This window comes from Salinibacterium xinjiangense, assembly GCF_014645015.1.
Lineage (GTDB): Bacteria > Actinomycetota > Actinomycetes > Actinomycetales > Microbacteriaceae > Rhodoglobus > Rhodoglobus xinjiangensis.
Window position 1 is genome coordinate 1 of record NZ_BMLC01000005.1, and the last position, 20,016, is coordinate 20,016.

Here is a 20,016-nt window from a genome sequence, read left to right on the forward strand (position 1 = left end):
ACGTCGCAAAGCGATCCACGCCTGACAGCCTCGAAACAGTCCCACCAGTCGACGCGGCCAACGAAACGGACGCAGACACAGATGTAGCTGCCAACATGCTGAGATAGAGCGCAAAAATCATTACAACACCAGTGACAAGAAGGCCTGTACTAGATTTAGAGGGCGAATGCATCAAATCGCGTCTCGATACCCGAAATTCCGGAGGCATTGCCACTGGAATGGCGGGACGGTGCGCCGACATTAATTCATCCTCAGGTTACGGTCCGCTAGTACGAACATTTAGGATTCAAGCTCAAGTTAGATGCCACGTCAACTGTAATTTGTAGCCGTCCTGCCGGTTTTTTGTCGGTGATCGCCAACGCCATCAAGAACCTTGATGGTTCGGGAGGATCTGCTGGCGATCTTGTTGACTCTGTGACGTGACCTACGGTGACGGTGGTCGCCGATGGAACGACGTCGGTTAGGCCCGCTTCCAGCGCCGCTGTCGGGCGCCAATTGAAGCGCCCCAGGTTTCCTGCCGCTCCCATGCGGGGTGCGGCTCTCAGTTGAGGGTCGCGTAGTGGGCGTTCTCGGACTCGACTGGTGGGACGTAGCCGAGGCTCGAGTGAAGCCTAAGATTGTTGAACCAATCGACCCAGCCAGCGGTCGCGTATTCGACGTCGGCGATGGTTCTGTAGGGACCGTCGTGGAAAACGGTGGTGCGGATGCACTCGGCTTTATAGAGCCCGTTGATCGTCTCCATGAGGGCGTTATCGTAAGCATCACGGACGCTTCCGATCGATGGCGCGATGCCGTCGAGAGCGAGCTTGTCGGTGTATGCCAACGAAACATATTGAGATCCGGCATCGGAATGCGCTCTCAGCTGCTGCGGCTGAACAGGCCGGCCCTGACGCCCGCGTTCCCACAGCCCCATCCGCAGCGGGATCATCACCAGCTCGACATGCTTCGAGGTCTGCGCGTGCCAGGCGACGATTCTCTGCGAGTAGACATCGATGATGAATGCGACGTAGACCCAACCGGCCCAGGTGCGGCAGTAAGTGAAGTCCATCACCCAGGTGTGATCAGGGCCAGGTGCAGTGAAGTCCCGATTCAGCAGGTCACCCGCACGGATCCCGTCCTTCGCGGGGATCGTGGTGCGCACCCCCTTGTCGCGGCGAATGCCCGATAACCCGAGCGCCCTCATGGCCCGGTCGATCGCTCCCCGAGACGCGCCAGGGACCGTCGTGCGGCGGATCAGCGCCGTCATCTTCCGCCGCCCATAAAGGCCTTCAGTGGTGAGCTTTCTGCGCTGATGGCCCGCGATCGTGGCAGTGGTCCAGGCCGCATAGCGAACAGCGCCTTGGACCGGAGCGTCGGTGACCGTCCGAGACGCGACAGCGCCGGTCTTCCAGGCCCGGTAGGTGCGCGCAGCGATCTGGCAGTCCTGCTCACGCAGAACCCGGCAGATCGACTCGACTGCGTACCCCTCGGATCTCATCGTGTCGATGAAACCCAACATCAACGGTTTCGGGGGTCGAGTTCCCCCACGAAGAAACTCGTCGCCTTCCGAAGAATCGCGACATCCTCACGCAGGCGCGTGTTCTCCGCCTCCAATTTCTTGATCTCCGCATGATCGACGGAGCTCACCCCGTCACGGGTGCCATCGTCAATATCGGCTTGCAACACCCATCGGGGCACAGACTCGTGGCCGACACCGACCTGACGGCCCACGGCCGCTGACGCGGCGTCAACGACGGATACTCCGACCGGTGCTCCCGCGCCAGCCGAACTGCCCGATCACGGAGGGCAGAATCTATTTTCTTAGGCATGACATACATCCTTCCAACTCAAAAGGATGCTGCAGGAAACCTGAGGCGCTTCATGTTGCGGAAACGGAATTGGCCCTTACAACGTGTGTGTGGCTCATGTTAGTGTCGGGGATCAACGGGTCGCCCACGATACGTTCACCAGTCAGACGTTAGGGGACCGCAGTGAAGCGGCATCTTTGTGCAGTAATTACGACTGCGATCACTGCAGCTTTAGTGCTCAGCGTCGGCGGCGTTTCGGCTACCGCCGCATCCGCCGGCAGTCAGGCTGCAATTTCCACCCTTCTGGATGAGCTCTTAACGGCCTCGCCGAGCATAGCCAGCTATGACCGTGCCTCCTTCACCCATTGGATCGATGCCGACGGTGACGGCTGTGACACGCGGAACGAGGTTCTCATCCTCGAATCTCAAACGGCGGTCACCCTGGGTGCGGGATGCAGCATCAGCAACGGGTCTTGGCTCTCCTACTATGACGGGGCTACTTGGACAAATCCCTCAGATGTCGATGTGGACCACATGGTGCCGCTTGGCGAGGCATGGAAATCGGGCGCGAGTGCATGGACCTCGTCACAGCGGCAGGCATTTGCTAACGACCTGGGTTTGGACGTTTCACTAGAGGCTGTAACCGACAATGTGAATTCGTCCAAGGGCGACCGCGATCCCGGGGCATGGCTTCCGCCGTTGAGTAACGTCCACTGCCAGTACGCAACCAACTGGGTCCTCGTGAAGTACCGGTGGAATCTTGCAGTCGACAGCAATGAGCGAGCCGCGCTTCAGAGCATCATCGCGGGCACGTGCGCCTCGACGATTGTCACAGTGCCAGAAAAAGCGGGCACTCCCACCGTTCCGGCATCTGTGGAACGGTTGTGGGGGGTGGACCGCTACGCGACGGCAATTGCTATAGCCGGTCAATACGCGGCGGGCGTGGACGCTCTCTATGTTGCCACCGGCACGAACTACCCCGACGCTCTTAGTGCAGCCCCCGCCGCTGCCGCTCAAGGCAGCCCGTTGCTGCTCACTGATCCATCGTCGCTGCCACTAAGTGTGGAACAGGAGATACGCAGACTTGCGCCGGCGTTGATCGTTGTCGTCGGAGGTCCCGGCGCCATCTCCAGCACCGTCTACGACAAGCTCGCAACGCTCGCGCCAGCGATCAGGCGAGATTCAGGCGTCGACCGGTATCAAACCTCCTACGCAATCAACCAAGCCGCGTTCCCGTCAGGGGCAAGTACCGCATTCATCGCCACAGGAAGCAACTTCCCGGATGCGCTCAGCGCATCCGCTGCTGCAGGAAGCATGGGAGCGCCCGTGATCCTTGTGAATGGCGCGGCAGCGAGCGTCGACACCGCAACCAGAAACCTCATCACTGAACTCGGCGTGACGAACGTGAAAATCGCTGGCGGAATCAGTGTCGTATCAGCAGGGATGGAGACATCTCTCAGCGGCATCACCGGTGTCACATCGGTGGTGCGTCATTCAGGAATCGATCGCTACACCACCTCCAGTGCAATCAGCAGAGCCTCCTTCATCTCCGCCCCGACCGTCTATTTCGCGGTGGGAACTGGCTTCGCCGACGCCCTCGCCGGTGCTGCCCTCGCCGGCCTCAACAATTCCCCCCTTTATGTGGTGCCCACGAACTGCGTGCCCTCCTACGTGTTGACCGACCTGCAAGCTCTCGGCACACGACAGCGGGTTCTGCTCGGCGGCAGCAGTGTGCTCGGCGCGGGCGTTGAAGCACTCACACCGTGCGACTCCAGCACGCCCCCACCGCCACCGCCACCGCCCGTATCACCGGCGAACCCCGGTGATACCAAGAACTGTGGCGACTTCGGCACCTGGCAGGAAGCACAAGCCTGGTTCAACACCTACTATCCCTACTATGGGGACGTCGCCCGGCTTGATTTTGATAACGACCTGATTGCCTGCCAAAGCCTGCCTGGTCACCCCTGAGCTCCGAGCATTCTCGCTGATCGTGGTCCGAAGGACACAGAGACTCAATTGCTGTGAGCAGTCGCGGGAATTGCCGGTGCTGCCGGCATGGCCGTGCTCGCCATTTTCAGCCCTGTAAGTCCTGGGATATTCCTCCGCTGATTTCGCTGGATCGTCCGGTATTCGGCAAGGTCAACCAGCCATCGGACAGGCTCTCAGATGTAGGCGCTGAAGTCCTGATCCGATTGCTACGCTCATCAGACCGATCGGCGGGCTGGATGGCGGCACGGGAACAACGACCTGTGACGTTTGGCTTTCGACAGGACTTAACGGTCGAGTGGTGCGATCCTGAGATCGACGCGATTCGGCCAAAACGCGGGTCGGATCGAAGCTCTTCCAAGTCGACTTGGGGAAGTGACGTGCCCCATGGTTTGGTTACCCGAAATGGTGTGTGGATCGGGCTCTCTTTGAGAGGCTTCATCCATGCCAAGTCCCTTTCCCGCTGAGTTCAGAATGCGAGCAGTTGCGCTCGTTCGCGCCGGCAAACCGATCACGACCGCAGCCGTTGAGCTGGGGGTGAGCGCGGCGGCGATTCACAATTGGGTTCGCCAGGATCAGATCGATCGAGGGGAACGCCCCGGGATAAGGACGCCGGAGAGTATGGAGTTGGCGAAGGCGAAGAAACGGATTCGGCAGCTCGAAACTGAAGTCGAGATTCTGAAGGTCGCGGCGAAGCTGCTCGGGGAGGATCACCCGGGCCCAAAGGGATTCACCCGGTAGTCGAGACCCTCGTGAAGGCGGGCTACCGGGCCAAAGTCTGCTGCCGGCTTCTCGGCGTCAGCAGCCCCGGGTATTACAAATACAAGAACCGCGTCCTGTCGCCGACTCAGATGCGTCGGCAATGGTTGACCGGGCTGATCCGGGAGGTTCACAGAGCCTCGCGGCAAACCTACGGTTCCAGGCGCGTCCACGCCGAGCTGACCCTCGGGATGGGTGTTCGGGTCAGCGAGCGGCTCGTCGCCGTTCTCATGAGTCATGCCCGGATCGCCGGACTTCCGGGGCCGGCGAAGGTGAAGCGACTGCACGGGGTTGTGACCGCCGATGACCTCGTTCACCGCAAGTTCCACCGGCTCTCCCCGAACGAACTCTGGGTTACCGACATCACAGAACATCCCACGAGAGAGGGGAAGGTTTTCTGTTGCGCCGTGATGGACACCTTCTCCCGGAAGATCGTCGGCTGGTCGATCGACAACGCGCAGGACTCGACTCTCGTCGTCAATGCCCTCGACATGGCGACTAAGAATCGCCAACCTGCCGCTGGCGGGATCGTTGATGCCGACCGCAGAGTCCAGTTCACCTCATGGGCGTTCACGAACAAGATCCGCGCCTCCGGGCTGATGCCGTCGTTTGGCACGATCGGCGATTGTTACGACAATTCGATGATGGAGTCGTTCTGGTCATCCATGCAGATCGAGATGCTGAACAGGAAGAAATGGCGCACGAGGATCGACCTGGCGAATGCGATATTCGACTACATCGAGATCTTCTACAACCGGCAGAGGCGCCACTCACAGCTCGGATATTTGACACCGATCGAGCACGAGCTACGCTTCAACCAAACATCCATCCCGGACTGATCTTCACACCCGCGCCGGTAACCAAGCTGTGGGGCACGTCATTAGCGACGTCCGTGTTAATCAGCATCAGGTCAACAAGAGCGGCTCCAGAGTCGGCATCAACCGTCCTGACCTCCAATATACGAAGGACGGCAAGCGCTATTACGTCGAGTACGACAAACAGCGATGCGGGAGCCCGGGCACAAGTCGGCGGGGAGATGCACACGAGCAGCGCGTCCTCGACAACGTCCCAACCATAGACCTCGGCGCTCAAGTGCTTTTGAAGCTCGTCGGCGCTTGCGAATGACCCGAATCGTGAGAAGCTCGGCGCATGACTGAGCGCTCTTCGGACAAATACGCTTCGCGCCTTCTCCTCGAGGGCGAGTGGCTACCGGTCACATCGACGATCCTTTTTATTCATGCGCCGGTCGAGCACTGTGTCGAGACACTCGTGAGCGGGGTTCGGGGTGTCCACGTTCGCCGCGAGTTCGGCAAGCCGCTCGTGCCGGAAACCGTCTCGGGCTCGCTCCCGGCTCTCCTGGCCAATCTCGTTCCCCTCGACTCGAGCCAGGATCGTCGCAACCTGCTACTTGCTACCGCGGATGCATCGTGGACGGCGATGTTCGGCTCGAACTGGCGGGGGTTCGACCCTCATTCGGCGATGAGCTGGTTCGGGGCGGCACGGATCGAGACGGTGGCAATCAGCGGCATCCCGAACGCTTACGAATCTGCTCTCGACAAGGGTTTCTATGGTGAACGCAAGATCGAGTCGTACGAGATACCGAGTGAAGGGGAGCCGGTAGGGCAGTCGCTCGGGGTGAGGATGTCTGAGCCCCGCAAGTGGGAACTCGTGTCACCGAGCGCTTCGTTCCGTGTCGGCAACGTGTGGAATCCCGCGGCGAAGCGAATCACCGATCGGTTCACCCACGATCACCTGAGCGAAATGGCAAACCGGTATGGTCTGCGACCCTTCGACGCCGACTTCTTCGCTCCCGAGGGAAGCGGGGTGCTGGTGTCGCGCACCGATGCTCCTCAGCCAGATGAGAGCCTGATCTCGCTCGCGATCGCGCGCGGCGAGCGCTGAGCGCACTGCGTCGGTCGAGCGAAGTCGAGACCAGGCCGAGCGAAGCCGAGGCTCATCCACTCAAGAAGGCAACCGCCGCACGGTACCCGCCTTTGCAGCCATCCATGCGAGCCCGCTCGGCTTGAGTTCCACCGACGCGACGACCATGAGCATGACGAGCACTCCGAAAACGATCGTTTAGGACAGGTCAAACTGACTCACCTTGTACCCTGATTTTTTAGGGTGGAGGACCTGTCCAAAAGTCGTTGCTGAAATCAAAGTCGCCGAAACGCTGCCGTCGTGCTTTCTGACCAAGATCCCTGGAAGCTATCTGCCGTGTCTTGAATAGCTAATGATTATCGAGACATGCGATCGGGCAGATTTCACGGGTCACAGATCGCTGCATTGCTGGGGGACTCGACTGTTTCGGAAACCCATCTCGGCGAGTTCAGGTGGTGAGCGCAACACCCTGAGTTCTATGGGGTGTCGTCGATGGGCAGACCGTGGTCGCTGTTGGATGTTCGTTTGGCGTTCTGGGAAGGGCTCGCCGCGGGGTTGTCGATGGCCGCTACGGCGCGGGCCGCGGGGGTTTCGTGGGCGACTGCCTACCGGTGGTTGAGCGACGATCAGAAGGTGCTATCTCCTCCAGTTGAAGATTTCAGTGTTCCCCGTTCGGGGCTCTTGTCGTTGCGTGAGTGGGAAGAGATCGGCTTCTAGCTCGCCAAAAGCCAGGGGGTGCGGCATATTGCCACGCTGCTGAATCGGGCGCCGTTGACGATCAGCCGGGAGGTCGCTCGGACCCGGCCCAGGCGGCGACACAGCTGAAGTCGGTCACCCAGGAATGATTCGGGAATGGGGCGGTGAAGTCCCGGTTCAGCAGATCACCGGCGCGTTTGCCATCCTTGGCAGGGACCGTGGTCCTGGTTTTCCTGCCGCGGACCAGTCCGTTCATCCCGGCCAGACGCATGAGGCGGTCGACCGTGTGCTTGGACACTCCGGGGAACCCGTTGCGGGACAGCCACGCCGTCATCGTCCGCAGCCCATAGAGGACCTCGGGTTTGGGCCGGCCCTTCGCGTCCCGCTGGTGAAGCCGGTGGAACACGTCGAGGATTCCGGCGTCGCTGAACGCGTGCGGCGGCGCGGCATGTCTCTTGCACGCCCGATATGTTCGCGCAGCGACCCCCACGCCCTGCATGCGCAGGACCTCACAGGCCGACTCGACTCCGCGACCATCAGCTTTCATCTGGTCGATGAACGCGACTATCCGTGGCGGCGAGGGTCGAGTTCCCTCGCGAAGAAAAACGCAGCAACTTTGAGGATCTCGTTTGTCTCCTTCAACTCACGAACCTCCTTCCTCAGCCGGCGTATCTCTTCCAGCTCCAAGCTCGAGGGCCCCGACTTCGTCCCGGCATCGGGTTGAGCCCGCCGGACCCACTTCCGCAGCGTCTCCGGGCCAACGTTCAACTTCTCGCCCAGGTCTCGGCATGCCGCCCACGGGGACGGGTAATTACGCAGACGATCCAGGGCCATCTGGGTCGCAGGCTGACGAACCTCGAGGGGATGTTTGTTGGGCATAACCAAATCCTTTCAACGAAAGAAAGCGGCACGAAACCCGGGACGGTTCAGGGTTCGACGGCGGCTGTTCAGCAGCTTCGGTTGGGGATCAACGATTCAGAGATCATGGATTTGTCGGTGGGCGCGGAGAAAGTCGGCATCGATTGCCCGTTCGGCTGGCCCGATGAGCTCGTGGATTTTATCGCTGCACACTCGCGCAGAGAAGTCGCGCCGCGGGAATTGGCCGGATCGGCATGGCGCCGCCGACTCGCGTATCGAGACACTGACCGTTTCGTCAGGGAGAGGGTTGGCCGTTGGCCGTTGAGTGTGTCGACTGATCGGCTCGGCCCAATGGCGATGCACTGTGTAGAACTTCTCTCCTTCTTTGAAGACAGGGGCGACATCATCGTGGATAGATCCGGGGCCGACGTACTGGTCGAGGTCTATCCGCGGGCTGCTCTTAGGGTCTGGGGTGTCGCGGTCGACGGGTATAAGACCGAGCTCCCAGCGCGAGCGTCCGCAACCGAGAATCTGCAGGTTCTCGCACCGTGGCTTGACCTGCAGCCAGCACATGTCGCGTTGATGTCGCGGTCCGACGATGCGTTCGACGCGGTTGTTGCGGCACTCGTCGCTCGTGCTCACGCGCGAGGCCAGACGTATGGAATACCCGATCATTCGCGCGAACGGGCGAAAAGGGAGGGGTGGATGGCGCTGCCACTGGGAACGATTGGTGAGCTCGTTCACACCTAAGTGCCGCGATCCTTACATCGCCGACGCCGATCAAGGAGACAGTGCACGAGCGTTATCGCCTGATCACTCGAGCCACTCGGTCCCGCTTATCTCCTTCGCCTCCGACCCGCGTAGCACCAGCCGAGTCGGCAGCACGTGCGTCTCAACGAGAGGAGCGAGGCCCTGGGCGGCGGCGAGAACGGTCTCGGCGGCGACGCGACCCATCTCGGCGACATCCTGAGCCACAACCGACACCGCGGGATTCAGAAGCGGGGCGGCCTCGAAATCATCGAATCCAATCAGCGGAAGCCGGTGGCCTGCACGGGCGAAGGCGCGCAGGGCGCCGATCGTTGAACGGTTGTTTGCCGCAAAGATCGCATCGGCGAGGTTCTTCTCCAGCAACGACAGCACGATGTCGGATGCCTGGTCGGCGGTGTGCGCGCCGGTGAACGTCAGCCTGGCCGATAACCTCAGGTCGTCGTGCTCGATGATCCGCCGGTACCCCGCGAGCCGCTCGCGCATCGTGTACAGCTTGAGAGAGTCGCCTATGAACGCCACGCGTGCGGCGCCCTGCCGCACCAGCTCAGCGGTGGCTGCCTCGGTACCACCGGCGTTGTCGGCAAGGATCGTGTGGATTCCCGGGGCAGTGACCGGACGGTCGACGACGACCAGCGGTATGCGCCAGCGCGCGCCATCGGCCCAGGCATTGGGGTCGTCGCGCGGGGGCACCACGATGAGTCCATCGACCCGCTGGGCGATCAACCTGTCGATAAGCAGCTGATGCCGCTCGGTATCCTCGTCGCAACTCATCGACATCAGCAGATAGCCGTGCTCCGAGCAGACGCGCTCGATCGACCGCGCGAGGCTCGAGTAATAGGGATTTGCGAGGTCGCTGATCACCAGCCCGATGAGCTTTGATGAGCGGCCGGGCCGGATGCTCGCGGCGGCAAGATTATGGCGGTAGTCCAGGGCCTCGATCGCGAGAGCGATGCGAGCGGCCAGAACCGGATCGATGTTTGTGGCGCCATTGACGAAGCGCGAGACGGTTTTGAGGCCGACGGATGCCGTGGCAGCGACATCATTCATGGTGGGTGGCCGCGCCTGCATCTGCCTCATCCTCCGGTATCGGCCGACGGTTCAGTTGAGCGGGACGAGGTGGGGAGCGAGCGTGCGAAGGACCTGGGGATTCGGCTGCGCCCCGGTCACGATCGCCGCTGAGCTTGCGGCCGCCCACTCGAGAGCCGCGCGCGGGTCGGCCCCGCCCAGCATGGCAAACAACAGCCCTGCCGTCGACGCGTCACCGGCACCATTGGTGGTGTGGATCTTATCCACGCGGCGGGGCAGCATGCGCAGGGTGACGTTAGCCCAGCGATCGGCGAGCGGCGCCAGCATCCGTCCACCGTCCCTGAGGCGTTTGGCTCCGGCCGTGCGCAGCAGCACACCCTCGGCGCCCGCGGAGATTGCCACGACAGCGGCGCCCCAGGCGAGCAGTTTCTCGGCCATCGCCTCGACGGTCCAATCGTCAGAGTGAACCGCTCCGATTGCGGAGGTCAGATCATCCACGCTCGGGGAAATGATGTCGGTAAGGGGGAGCACACTGCCCAGAATCAGCTCCCAGTCGTAGCTGCCCGCCTCGGAGGCAGTGTCGACGACGGCAAGGTCGAGGGAGGTGGTCGTGCCGTTGCGGTGGGCGCGGGTGAAGAGGGTGACGAGTGGTGCACCACCATCGCTAAGAAGTCCTGGTAGCAGGGGTGGATACCCGACATGGAGAAGGTCGGCGGAATCCAGTTGCAGCTGGGCTCCCGTGAATTCGGCGTTCGCTCCCGTGTGGTGCCAGAATGTGCGGTCGGTGTCTGGCGGCTCGATCACGAGACTGTACGAGGTCGCGAGGGTGGCGGACATGCTGAGGTCGGCGCTCAGATTCGAGTGCTCAGCAATCTTACGTTCGGCGATGCGACCCAGTTCGTCATTACCGATCGTCGCATGCAGCCGCACGGTCGCTCCGAGTTCGGCCAATGCGATGCCGGTGTTGGCGACACACCCGCCCAGGCTGATGTTGACCGGGCCGACTCCAATGAGGGTGCCGGGGTCGATGCGCGCGTTGGTGTCCACGGTTGGGGTCAGGTCGACACAGATATGTCCGGCCACCACGATGTCGCCCATCACTCTCCGTCCAGCTTCGGTGAGAGCAACCTAGACAACGTTGTCTCACCGGGGATACTGTGTCACATCGGGAGGCAAACAGAAACCCCTCACGACCGATACCTCAAGAGCAGGAGCCACCCCATGTCGTTGTACCGACTGAACCGTCTCTTCAATCCGAGTTCGGGGCGCCTCCTCGATGTCGCCGTGGACCATGGTTTCTTCGGCGAACAGTCATTCATCGCCGGGATCGAAGACATGCAGAGCGTCGTCGACACGCTCGTCGAAGCGGGGCCAGACGCCGTGCAATTGACCCTTGGACAGGCCAAATACCTGCAGCGTGTGCCAGGAAAGAGCAAGCCGGCCCTCGTGATGCGCACAGACATCGCCAACGTGTACGGAAACCCACTCGACGCGATGCTCTACAGCCACCATCTTCCGGATGCGATCGAGCAGGCGGTGCGACTCGATGCTGCCGCCGTGTGCGTCAACCTCATTCAGCTGCCCGGGCACCCCGAGGTGCGTGAGGCGAATATCCGGTCGATCATGGCCCTCAGGACCGAGGCAACCCGCTATGAAATGCCCCTCATGATCGAACCCCTCGTCATGCAAAACAACAGCACGGCGGGTGGCTATCAGGTTGACGGCGATATCGACAAGATCACGACCCTCGTGCGCCAGGCCGTCGAACTCGGCGCAGACCTGATCAAGGCAGACCCCAGCACCGATATCAGCGAGTACGGTCGCGTCATTGAGGTTGCCGGCGACATTCCTGTCCTCGTGCGCGGTGGCGGTCGAGTGGATGACCGGACTCTGCTCGAGCGTACGGTCGCCGTGCTCGGCGCAGGAGCGAGCGGCATCGTCTACGGGCGAAACATCGTCCAGCACGAGCATCCTGCAGCCATCACCGCCGCACTGCTCGCGATCCTTCACGACGGAGCCGACGTCGATACCGCCCTCGCGATGGTGACGGGAGCCGCGGCATGACCGCGGAACGCGTAAACATTGCCATCATCGGCGGTGGCCTCATGGGGCGCGAGATCGCCGCGGCGATCCAGCGATGGCCTGCGCTTATCGAGCATCCGGTGCGACCGCGACTCACCGCGGTCTGTGACATCAACCCGGCAGCGCTCGAATGGTTCGACGAGATCGACACCGTCGTAACCAAGACCACGAACTACCAGCAACTGCTCTCGGATGACAGTATCGACGTCATCTACGTCGCTGTGCGCCACGATCTGCACGAAGGTATCTACACGGACGTGATCCGAAGCGGCAAGGGACTCCTCGCCGAGAAGCCGTTCGGAATCGACGGGGACGCAGTCCAGGCGATCCTCGCGGCGATTGCGGAGCATCCCGAGAGCTTTGTTCGATGCTCAAGTGAGATGCCGTTCTTTCCCGGTGCGCAGGTAGCTATCGACTACGTACGCTCCGGTGCTCTCGGAACGATCGTTGAGGCGCGCAACAGCTTCCTGCACTCGAGCGACATCGACGTGAACAAGCCGATCAACTGGAAGCGCCAGACCCAGTTCTGTGGAAAGGCAGGGGTGCTCAATGATCTCGGGATGCATACCTGGCACGTTCCGCTGCGCCTCGGATGGGTGCCGGACTCGGTGTACGGAGTGCTGCAGAACATCGTGACGGAGCGGCCAGGGCCCGATGGCTCGACTGTCGATTGCGACACCTGGGATAACGCGGTCATTCACAGTTGGGCGCGTCACGATGGCGTCAGCTTCCCGCTCACCACCGAGACGAAGCGCATCGATCCCGGCCAGAAGAACACCTGGGAGTTCGAGGCGATCGGCCTTGACGGTGGCGTCAGGTTCAGCACCAAAAACCCTAAGCTGGTTGAGATCTTCACGGTGACGACGGTGCCGGGCGGTGGGCGCGAGCAGGTCTGGCAGCAGGTGGATTCGGGCAGCCAGTCGGTGTGGCCTACGGTCACCGGCCCCAATTTCGAGTCGGGTTTCTCTGACACCATCCTGCAGATGTGGGCCGTCTTCCTTGCCGAGCGTCACGGTTCCCTAGGCGATCGATTCGGCGCTGTTCGCCCGGAGGAGGCGGCGCTCACCCATCTCATTTACAACGCCGCGATAACATCGCACAGCGAGAAGCGCGCGGTCGAGCTGTAGGGCACGCCGAGGCTAACCGGGTATCAAAGCAGTGCCGAACTGCTGGCATGACATTCGCTCAATGAGCCGCACATTGAGTATGGTTCGTGGATAGAACGCGTAGCCAGGGCTCTCGATCCCGTCAAGAATGCGAGTGGCCGCGAGGCGACCGAGCTCGATCGGATCCTGCTCGATCACGCTTATCGACGGGCTCACCATATCGGCGAGCGGAAAGTCGCCGAACGCGATCAGGCCCAGCGGATGCTCGCCCAGCGAGGGAATCATGGCGATGGTGGATAGGGCGTTTGACGAGAACACGGCGGTCGGCGGGAGTGCGAGCCCGGCAAAACGGTCGAGCGCAGCCGCGGCGCTCTCCCGGGTGCTCGCATCGAGAGCGGTGAGTTCGTCATCGTAGCCGATCGCCGATTCGTCGAGCGCCGAGCGATAGCCCTCGAATCGCACAGCGATCGTTGGCAGCGCCAGTTTGCCTCCCAGGAAGACCAGCGTCGATGGCCATGACCGATGAGGTGCATGGTGGCATCGAACGCTCCGCGAAAGTCATCCTGGATGAAGATGTCTGCGGCCAGTCCTCGCGGTGCCCGGTCGACGAACACGACGGGGATCCGATCGGCCCATGCGGCCAGCGAGCCCCGGTCGTCTGAGGTCAGCGCGACGATGCCGTCCATGTTGGCGGCTTCGATCTCGATCACCCTGGCGAGTGCTTCATCGGCGAGATGGGGAGGAAACACACTGGCGATGACCCTCGCGACGGGCTGGCCGTGGCCCTTGGGCAAGAAGATCCACTGTCAACTCGTACTCCTCGGCAAGCTGGGGCCATGACCGGTTGACGGAGGGAGTGGAGTCGACGAGCGTTCCGTCGAGGTCGAACAGTGCACCCGCGAAGGTCCGGGAGAAAGTCGGATGATCAGCCGAGGGAGCTTCGATGAGGTCGAGGTGCCGTCTCACGATCGCCACCTGTTGGGAGATGGCGAGGGCAGCACCCACGACAATGTGCGGAACCTGGGGAGTCTCTCCCGCGGGTGGGTCGACGATGTGGTTGTCCCTGGTTGCTGCGCGGCCTGCGCGACGGGCTGCGAGGGTTCTCTCTGAAGCCGAAAGCCAGACCACGGTGAGAGCTCCGCCTGCCGCATTAGAAAGTAGCTCCCATTCGGCCCAACCCTGGAGTTCCACTGTCAATGGTGCGACTTCGATGGCACCCGAACCAACAGCGATCTGCTCGGCGATGGTGGACAGCAGCGCCGCATACCGGGCGGGTCGGATGACAATTCGCAGGGACCCATCGTTTCAGTGACGACCGGTGAACAGTGGTTCGCTGATCCCCTGCAGTAGGCGGTTCGTGAGCGTATCGAGGTCGAGGATCGGCAGTGCGAGCGATCGCGCGAGCTCGCACCCCAGGCTGCTTTTACCGCTTCCGGCGGCACCGGCGATAAGGATGATCACGTGCTGCTCCGTGCATTAAACGAATTTTTTGACAACACTTGACAGCGTTGTCATTATGAACACATCATAAGCGGATGACGGATTTCACTTCACGAAACACGCACATGACAACGCTGTCAGGGGGCACGACCAGTGGAGCATCTTTTCATAGCCGAGTCTGCGTCCATGATCGCATCGCCTGAGTCGTCCATCGTCACCAACGGCCGGATTCGCTGATGCGCCGGCCAGGGATCAAAGAGGTCGCTGAAGAATCGGGCGTCAGCATAAAGACAGTCTCCAGGGTCGTCAACGGTGAAGCTTCGGTTCATCCTGACACCCGCGGTCGTGTCCTCGCCGCCATCGAGCGCCTGGGCTATGTACCGAATACCGCCGCGCGATCCCTCAAGTCGGGCACCGCCGGAGGCATCGGCGTCGTCATCGACTCGCTCGCCGACCCCTTCTTCGCTTCCCTGGTTAGCGCGATCGAAGCGCGAGCGCTCGTCGAGGGACTCAGCGTGTTGGTCGCAACCACGGGGCTTGACCCTGAGCGTGAACGCAGCCAGCTTCTCAATCTCATCGCTGGCCACCAGGTCGCCGGGGTGATCTTCGCTCCCGTCGCCGACGAATTGCCGTACCTCGAGCCGTACCGTGCGCTGACACCCGTCGTCGCCGTCGATCGTCCGAGTCCCGCGCACGACAGCGTCGTCGTGGACGACTACGGAGCTACCCAGCTCGCCCTGCGCCAACTGGCATCATTCGGTCATCGCAGGATCGCGTTTTATGACCAGGACGAGAGGTTTCTGACCGTCCGCCGTCGCTTCCATGGCTACTGCGACCTGCATGAGGAATTTGGCATGAAACTCGACCCAGCTCTCGTGGCATGGACTGTCGACGGCTCGCTCGACTATGCGGCAGAGACGCAGAGGCTGCTGGGCATGGATGACCCGCCCACCGCGTTCTTTGCGTCGAATACGAAGGCGGCCATCGGGCTCGCGACCTCGCTTCACAGGATCGGCAGGGGAGACACTGCCTTTATCGCCTTCGGCGATTTCTCCCTCGCCGACGTTTTGCGCCCTGGCGTGAGTTGCGTTGACCAGGACCCGTTCCTCATCGGCAACGCCGCGATCGAGCGGCTGCTGGAACTTCGCGAGAACCCCACGACCGAACCCCGGGAATGGATCGTGCCCACCTCGCTCGTGCAGCGCGGTTCCGGCGAGATCCCCGCTCCCATTCCCATAACTATGGAAGGAATCCTCCTGTGAACCCACTCGTCCTTGCCCCCAATCTCATCGACCACTTCTACCGGGGTGGCGACAGGATCGCAGCTCTGCGCGGAATCGAGCAGACCTCCGAATACCAGCCTGAAGAATGGCTCGGCTCGACGGTCAGTCGCGTGGGCGAAGCACGCTCCGGTCTCGCGAGCACCCTGAGCGGTGAGCTCCTGCGTGATCTGGTTGCCGCAGACCGCGCGGGCTGGATCGGCGCTGGTCACGAAGGGGCATCCTCCACCTCAGATGTCGGGCTTCTCGTCAAACTTCTGGATGCACGCCAGCGGCTCCCCGTGCATGTGCACCCCGAGCGTGCTTTTGCCGTGAGCCACCTGGACTGCCCTTATGGCAAGACAGAAGCATGGTTCGTCCTCGACGCGGAACCGGGTGCAGCGGTGTACGTCGGGTGGAATACACGCGTCGATCGCGCAGAACTCGAACGGCGGATGAATGTTCAGGACAGCGAGTGGATGCTCGCCCACATGAATCGGGTCGAGGTGGAGCGCGGCATGGGGATCCTTATTCCGGCGGGTACGGCCCACGCGATCGATGGTGGAATCTTCGTCGCCGAGGTACAGGAACCCACCGACTTCTCGATCCTGCTTGAATGGTCGATCACGACATCGACTCGCGACGATTCGCACCTCGGCCTCGGCTTCGACACGGTACTCCCAGCTGTGTCAGTGGATGCTCTCGGGGCGTCGGAGCTCGAGAGTCTGGTGGTGCGGCATGACTTGAACGTTCGCACGCCTGTACCGGTGAGCCTGCTGCCCGAACTCGCGGACCCCTACTTTCGACTTCACCAGGTGACGGCGGGCCCTGAGAACACAGCCAGGGTTAATTCTGGATTCGCGGTGGCGCTCGTGCTCGAGGGCTCAGGCGCCATCGAGGGCACGGGTGAGATCGAATTTTCGGCTGGCGAGGTGTTCGCCGTTCCCGCAAGCTTCGGCCCGTGGAGAGCGCGCGGGTTGGGGCAACTGCTCGTCGCCTCTCCCGGGGCAGGGTGGCCGACGAGCATGTCCGAAGGCGGGATCCGATGACGCCGGGCTCGATTCGAAAGCTTGTATCCACAACTCGTGCGCCGAAGGACGACGCGAAATGCATCACCAGTAATCGATCACACCGCCCAGCGGTTCCGGTCGGAAAGGAAGTGAACTGAGATGATCACCCCAATTCTGGAGGCACGCGGCCTCTCCCGGGCGATCGTGGAGTCCACCGGCAAAGATCAATCGATCAGACCGCGGCAGCATCGGCGGCAGCCGTCGGCTTCTCGAGCATTCGATCCCCGGTGCCATCCACCGCCAGGCGATGCCACATCGATACCGGTAGACGATGCCCTCGCCCACCGTCCGTACGTCAGCGAACGGTCTTCCCTTCGGGCCCGTCGGGCGCGGCAGCATCCCATCGTTCAACGACCACTGAGCATCCGACAACACCTGAAACCTCGACACCGGACGAGCGTCTCAGCGAACCCTCCACTCGTTTACCAGACAGACGCTAGCTCAGGCGTGTGAGGGTGTTTTCAATCCCAGCAGGTCCGGCAAGGGCGAGCGTTCCGTCGGGTGCCACTGTGCCGACCTCATCCCCCCAGCGGTATAAATCCCCGGCCCCGAGGTCGTGGAAGAGAAAATCTCTGGTGCCCTCGCCCGGCACGATCACGCGCCAGTCCTGGCCCGAGCGCTCGACTCCGACGTCTCCGAGCCGGTATAACAGGTCGCCGTCGCGCTGGGGCCGGATATCTACCTTCGCCACATCGACGATGAGACCGTAGACGCCCTCCCTCAGCAGGATGTCCAGAATGCCCGGATACTCGTGGTAGCCATCGGCACGGGTCATGGCGCCGTGAGCGTCGTAACGTTCGCCCATCCAGGTGTGCTCGATCAGGTCAGCGCGCACGGCCTCGAACATGGCCAGAAATGCGCCGCGGTCGCCGCGGTCCCGGCGCGCGCGCATCTCGGCCCACCAGATGCGCGCGAAGGCGCAGTTCGAATCGCCCACGTTGCCGTCGTAGCAGAGCTCGGGCCCGTACCCGCGCGCACTGACCCACGTGCCACGACCGCCCGGGTGCATCCCCGAACTTTCCAGTCGATCGAATACGACGCGAGCGCGCGCATCGTCAGCGACTCCAGCGAGCACCACCAACACGTCATCGGAGTCGTGCATGTCGAGATCGTCACCGGTCCCTGGCAGCACGGTGGCGTAGTGGTCTCCGCGCCAGAAGCCCTCGATCGCGGCACTGATCCGGTCACGATTCGCACGCCACCTCCCCGCAGTCCCGGTCTCGCCGAGGTGTGTCGCGGCGTCGATCATCCGGCTGAGGAGAAGCACCGTGGCGGCGTTCGTGTCGAGGGTTATTCCCTCACGCCGGAAGACATCGATCCACAGCGGACCGCCCGAGCGGAGCAAATCATGGTCGGAATCGAGCGTTGCGAGGAGCGCATCCACACAGGGAATGAGTGTGTCCGTCCAGAGCGTGCGCAAGTAGTCTCGATCCCCGGTGGCAGCGACATGGTCGAGCACCGCGAGACAGAAGAAGATGTTGGGACCGGGCTGGGTTGCGCCGGAGATCGCGAGATACACGGGTTTGTGTGAATCGTAGTGGTGCGGGACTACGCCGTCTGCGGTGATGTCCGATCGAACCCGATCCAGTACGAGCCGGGCCTGATTGACGAGATACCCATCACCCGAGAAGCTCAGGCAGTTGAGCACGCTCCAGGAATCGGGATCGAAGAACGTGTTGAGGCTCCAATATTCGCGTTCGGGCAGCTTCAGGGTGGGATACACGGATCCGGGGACCTCGATGCCACCGAGGGTTCCGACCTGATTTGCCCAGAGCGCCGTGAGGTGTGTCTGCTCGTCCAGGGGGTCCGAGAATTTCGCGGAGCCGCGCGCGAATCCCGGAACCGAAACCGACTCTGTCCGAACGCGCACGATCGCTGGACTGTCAACCGATCCGAAACTGACGACGAGCTTCACCCGCGTATCGTCGAGATGGGTGATCGATGCCGACACAGGATGCGCGTCGCGGAGGTCGATGGAGACACATCCGGCTCCCCGCACGACCGTGTAAAACCGCTCAAGTCGATGCGGCAGCGCATGTTCATCGCGGTCATTCGGACCCGTCTGGACGACGCCGGAGTCGAACAGGGCGAAGGCGAGAGTGCCGTCGAGCAGGAACTCGAGGAACCGTGCCTCCTCGGGCACGTTGAGTTCGACTGTGCCATCACGCAGCGTGAGGCTCTTTAACGACACGGCCCCGTCTGCGACGACGTTCCATGTCGGGCGCCCCTGTCCAAGGGATGGATGTGCGGGGGAAGCTCCTCGGGATACCTGGGTCATCGGCTGTCCTGTCTCCCGAACCATGAGTGTCGTCTCTGCGGTGTGAGTATTGCAGTGTCTGCTGGTGCTGACAAGCGCAGAACGTCGGTGATGATGACTTTGCCCACTCGATGGGGATATTCCCCTAGGCTCACATGGTGAATCCCAATGGTGCGACTCTTCCGACACTCGCCCTGAACGACGGGAACTCCATTCCCGCGATCGGTCTCGGCACGTTCGGAATGTGGGGAGCCGACGGGGTAGCTGCTGTAGCCGAGGGGATCCGCGCCGGAAATCGCCCTCTGGACACGGCTCGTAAATATCACAACGAGTCGGAAGTGGGGGAGGGGCTTCGCGCGTCCGGGGTCGCCATCACGGCTACGACCAGGCCTTCGAGGGATTCGAAGAGTCACTCCAGAGTCTCGGACTCGACTACGTCGACCCTTACATCATTCATTGGCCGCTGGCGAAGCTCGACAGATTCGTCGACTCGTGGCGGGCGGTGATAGAACTTCGCGACCGAGGGTTGGTGAGGTCGATCGGGGTCAGCAACTTCACTACGGACCAGCTGACGCGGCTGGCCGATGAGACCGGTGTCACTCCCGCAGTCAACCAGATCGAGCTGTACCCTCACTTCCCCCAGGTCGGCGTGAGGGCAGTGCATGACAGTCTCGGCATCGTGACGGAGAGTTGGGCCCGCTGGCGACCCAGAAGTCGCTCATCACCGACCCGGTCATCCCGTCTCTTGCCAGCTCGAAGGGTGTCAGCCACACCCGGATCGTGCTGCGCTGGCCTGTGCAGCTGGGAGCGGTACCCATTCCCAAGTCAGCCGATCCGCAACGGCGACGCGAGAACCTCGAGGGTTTCGATTTCGAACTCTCGGCCGACGAGATCGCGGCCATTTCCGCGTTGGAGTCAGAACGACTTTGGGGTGGCGACCCCGAGACCCACGAGGAATTCTGAGTCCGGTCCCAGGGCGCACCCAGGGACTATCCTGCAGTTGTCGAGAGTAAGGATGCGCCGTGGCAGAGCAGCCGCAAT

The 20,016-nt window shown here is 62.1% G+C and carries 16 protein-coding genes and 4 pseudogenes; 10 read left to right on the plus strand and 10 right to left on the minus strand.

Annotated elements, in window-relative coordinates; translation table 11 throughout:
• Positions 1–541: 541 nt before the first annotated feature.
• Positions 542–1,808: pseudogene (locus tag IEW81_RS13280) on the minus strand (IS3 family transposase).
• A gap of 438 nt (positions 1,809–2,246) precedes the next feature.
• Between IEW81_RS13280 and IEW81_RS13285 the strand changes: the two are divergent.
• The 3 genes and pseudogenes from IEW81_RS13285 (at position 2,247) to IEW81_RS13295 (ending at position 6,434) form a co-directional block, all read left to right on the plus strand.
• Positions 2,247–3,755, plus strand: a complete 1,509-nt coding sequence (locus IEW81_RS13285) for a cell wall-binding repeat-containing protein (protein WP_229671425.1) — start codon at positions 2,247–2,249, stop codon at positions 3,753–3,755.
• A 462-nt stretch (positions 3,756–4,217) separates the two neighbouring features.
• Positions 4,218–5,371, plus strand: a pseudogene (locus tag IEW81_RS13290) (IS3 family transposase).
• A 310-nt stretch (positions 5,372–5,681) separates the two neighbouring features.
• On the plus strand, positions 5,682–6,434 hold the full coding sequence (locus tag IEW81_RS13295; RefSeq protein WP_097061143.1) for a hypothetical protein: 753 nt from the start codon (positions 5,682–5,684) through the stop codon (positions 6,432–6,434).
• 757 nt (positions 6,435–7,191) lie between these two features.
• On the opposite strand, the gene IEW81_RS13300 is transcribed toward IEW81_RS13295, so the two are convergent.
• Both IEW81_RS13300 and IEW81_RS13305 read right to left on the minus strand, forming a co-directional pair.
• The gene (locus tag IEW81_RS13300) at positions 7,192–7,656 is read right to left on the minus strand and encodes an IS3 family transposase (protein ID WP_097061141.1); all 465 of its coding nucleotides are present in this window, start codon (positions 7,654–7,656) and stop codon (positions 7,192–7,194) included.
• A 17-nt stretch (positions 7,657–7,673) separates the two neighbouring features.
• The gene (locus tag IEW81_RS13305) at positions 7,674–7,988 is read right to left on the minus strand and encodes a transposase (RefSeq protein WP_143544690.1); all 315 of its coding nucleotides are present in this window, start codon (positions 7,986–7,988) and stop codon (positions 7,674–7,676) included.
• 105 nt (positions 7,989–8,093) lie between these two features.
• Here IEW81_RS13305 and IEW81_RS13310 point away from each other — a divergent pair, with 105 nt between their 5' ends.
• On the plus strand, positions 8,094–8,717 hold the full coding sequence (locus IEW81_RS13310; RefSeq protein ID WP_179691869.1) for a DUF429 domain-containing protein: 624 nt from the start codon (positions 8,094–8,096) through the stop codon (positions 8,715–8,717).
• A 63-nt stretch (positions 8,718–8,780) separates the two neighbouring features.
• Here the strand turns inward: IEW81_RS13310 and IEW81_RS13315 are convergent, their stop codons facing one another.
• Positions 8,781–9,803 carry a LacI family DNA-binding transcriptional regulator gene (locus tag IEW81_RS13315; RefSeq protein ID WP_097061138.1) on the minus strand — a complete coding sequence of 341 codons (1,023 nt, stop codon included), beginning with the start codon at positions 9,801–9,803 and terminating at the stop codon, positions 8,781–8,783.
• A gap of 30 nt (positions 9,804–9,833) precedes the next feature.
• Positions 9,834–10,859, minus strand: a complete 1,026-nt coding sequence (locus IEW81_RS13320; RefSeq protein ID WP_097061137.1) for a carbohydrate kinase family protein — start codon at positions 10,857–10,859, stop codon at positions 9,834–9,836.
• A gap of 123 nt (positions 10,860–10,982) precedes the next feature.
• On the opposite strand from IEW81_RS13320, the gene IEW81_RS13325 reads away from it, so the two are divergent.
• Both IEW81_RS13325 and IEW81_RS13330 read left to right on the plus strand, forming a co-directional pair.
• Complete coding sequence (locus IEW81_RS13325; protein ID WP_097061136.1) at positions 10,983–11,825, plus strand: class I fructose-bisphosphate aldolase; 843 nt, start codon at positions 10,983–10,985, stop codon at positions 11,823–11,825.
• The gene (locus tag IEW81_RS13330) at positions 11,822–12,970 is read left to right on the plus strand and encodes a Gfo/Idh/MocA family protein (RefSeq protein ID WP_097061135.1); all 1,149 of its coding nucleotides are present in this window, start codon (positions 11,822–11,824) and stop codon (positions 12,968–12,970) included. The genes IEW81_RS13325 and IEW81_RS13330 overlap by 4 nt, the downstream gene beginning before the upstream one ends.
• 12 nt (positions 12,971–12,982) lie before the next feature.
• Here the strand turns inward: IEW81_RS13330 and IEW81_RS13335 are convergent, their stop codons facing one another.
• The 3 genes from IEW81_RS13335 to IEW81_RS13345 form a co-directional block, all read right to left on the minus strand.
• Positions 12,983–13,453 (minus strand): substrate-binding domain-containing protein, encoded by a 471-nt coding sequence (locus IEW81_RS13335; protein WP_097061134.1) that lies wholly within the window; start codon positions 13,451–13,453, stop codon positions 12,983–12,985.
• Positions 13,454–13,672: 219 nt separating this feature from the next.
• Positions 13,673–14,146, minus strand: coding sequence for a hypothetical protein (locus IEW81_RS13340; RefSeq protein ID WP_188732732.1), 474 nt, complete (start codon positions 14,144–14,146; stop codon positions 13,673–13,675).
• 108 nt (positions 14,147–14,254) lie between these two features.
• Positions 14,255–14,410, minus strand: a complete 156-nt coding sequence (locus tag IEW81_RS13345) for a shikimate kinase (protein WP_143544689.1) — start codon at positions 14,408–14,410, stop codon at positions 14,255–14,257.
• Positions 14,411–14,625: 215 nt separating this feature from the next.
• Between IEW81_RS13345 and IEW81_RS13350 the strand changes: the two genes are divergently transcribed.
• Positions 14,626–15,651: a LacI family DNA-binding transcriptional regulator gene (locus IEW81_RS13350; protein ID WP_097061132.1), complete on the plus strand. Its 1,026-nt coding sequence runs from the start codon at positions 14,626–14,628 to the stop codon at positions 15,649–15,651.
• The gene (locus IEW81_RS13355) at positions 15,648–16,697 is read left to right on the plus strand and encodes a class I mannose-6-phosphate isomerase (protein WP_097061131.1); all 1,050 of its coding nucleotides are present in this window, start codon (positions 15,648–15,650) and stop codon (positions 16,695–16,697) included. The genes IEW81_RS13350 and IEW81_RS13355 overlap by 4 nt, the downstream gene beginning before the upstream one ends.
• Before the next feature lie 188 nt (positions 16,698–16,885).
• Here the strand turns inward: IEW81_RS13355 and IEW81_RS14565 are convergent.
• A pseudogene (locus IEW81_RS14565) lies at positions 16,886–17,108 on the minus strand (transposase); the annotation flags it as partial.
• Positions 17,109–17,154: 46 nt separating this feature from the next.
• Positions 17,155–18,996: a glucosidase family protein gene (locus tag IEW81_RS13365; protein WP_179691866.1), complete on the minus strand. Its 1,842-nt coding sequence runs from the start codon at positions 18,994–18,996 to the stop codon at positions 17,155–17,157.
• A 298-nt stretch (positions 18,997–19,294) separates the two neighbouring features.
• On the opposite strand from IEW81_RS13365, the pseudogene IEW81_RS14825 reads away from it, so the two are divergent.
• Together IEW81_RS14825 and IEW81_RS14710 are read left to right on the plus strand one after the other, a co-directional pair.
• Positions 19,295–19,591: pseudogene (locus tag IEW81_RS14825) on the plus strand (aldo/keto reductase); the annotation flags it as partial.
• A 74-nt stretch (positions 19,592–19,665) separates the two neighbouring features.
• The gene (locus IEW81_RS14710) at positions 19,666–19,938 is read left to right on the plus strand and encodes an aldo/keto reductase (protein ID WP_308421920.1); all 273 of its coding nucleotides are present in this window, start codon (positions 19,666–19,668) and stop codon (positions 19,936–19,938) included.
• The last annotated feature ends 78 nt before the right edge of the window (positions 19,939–20,016 follow it).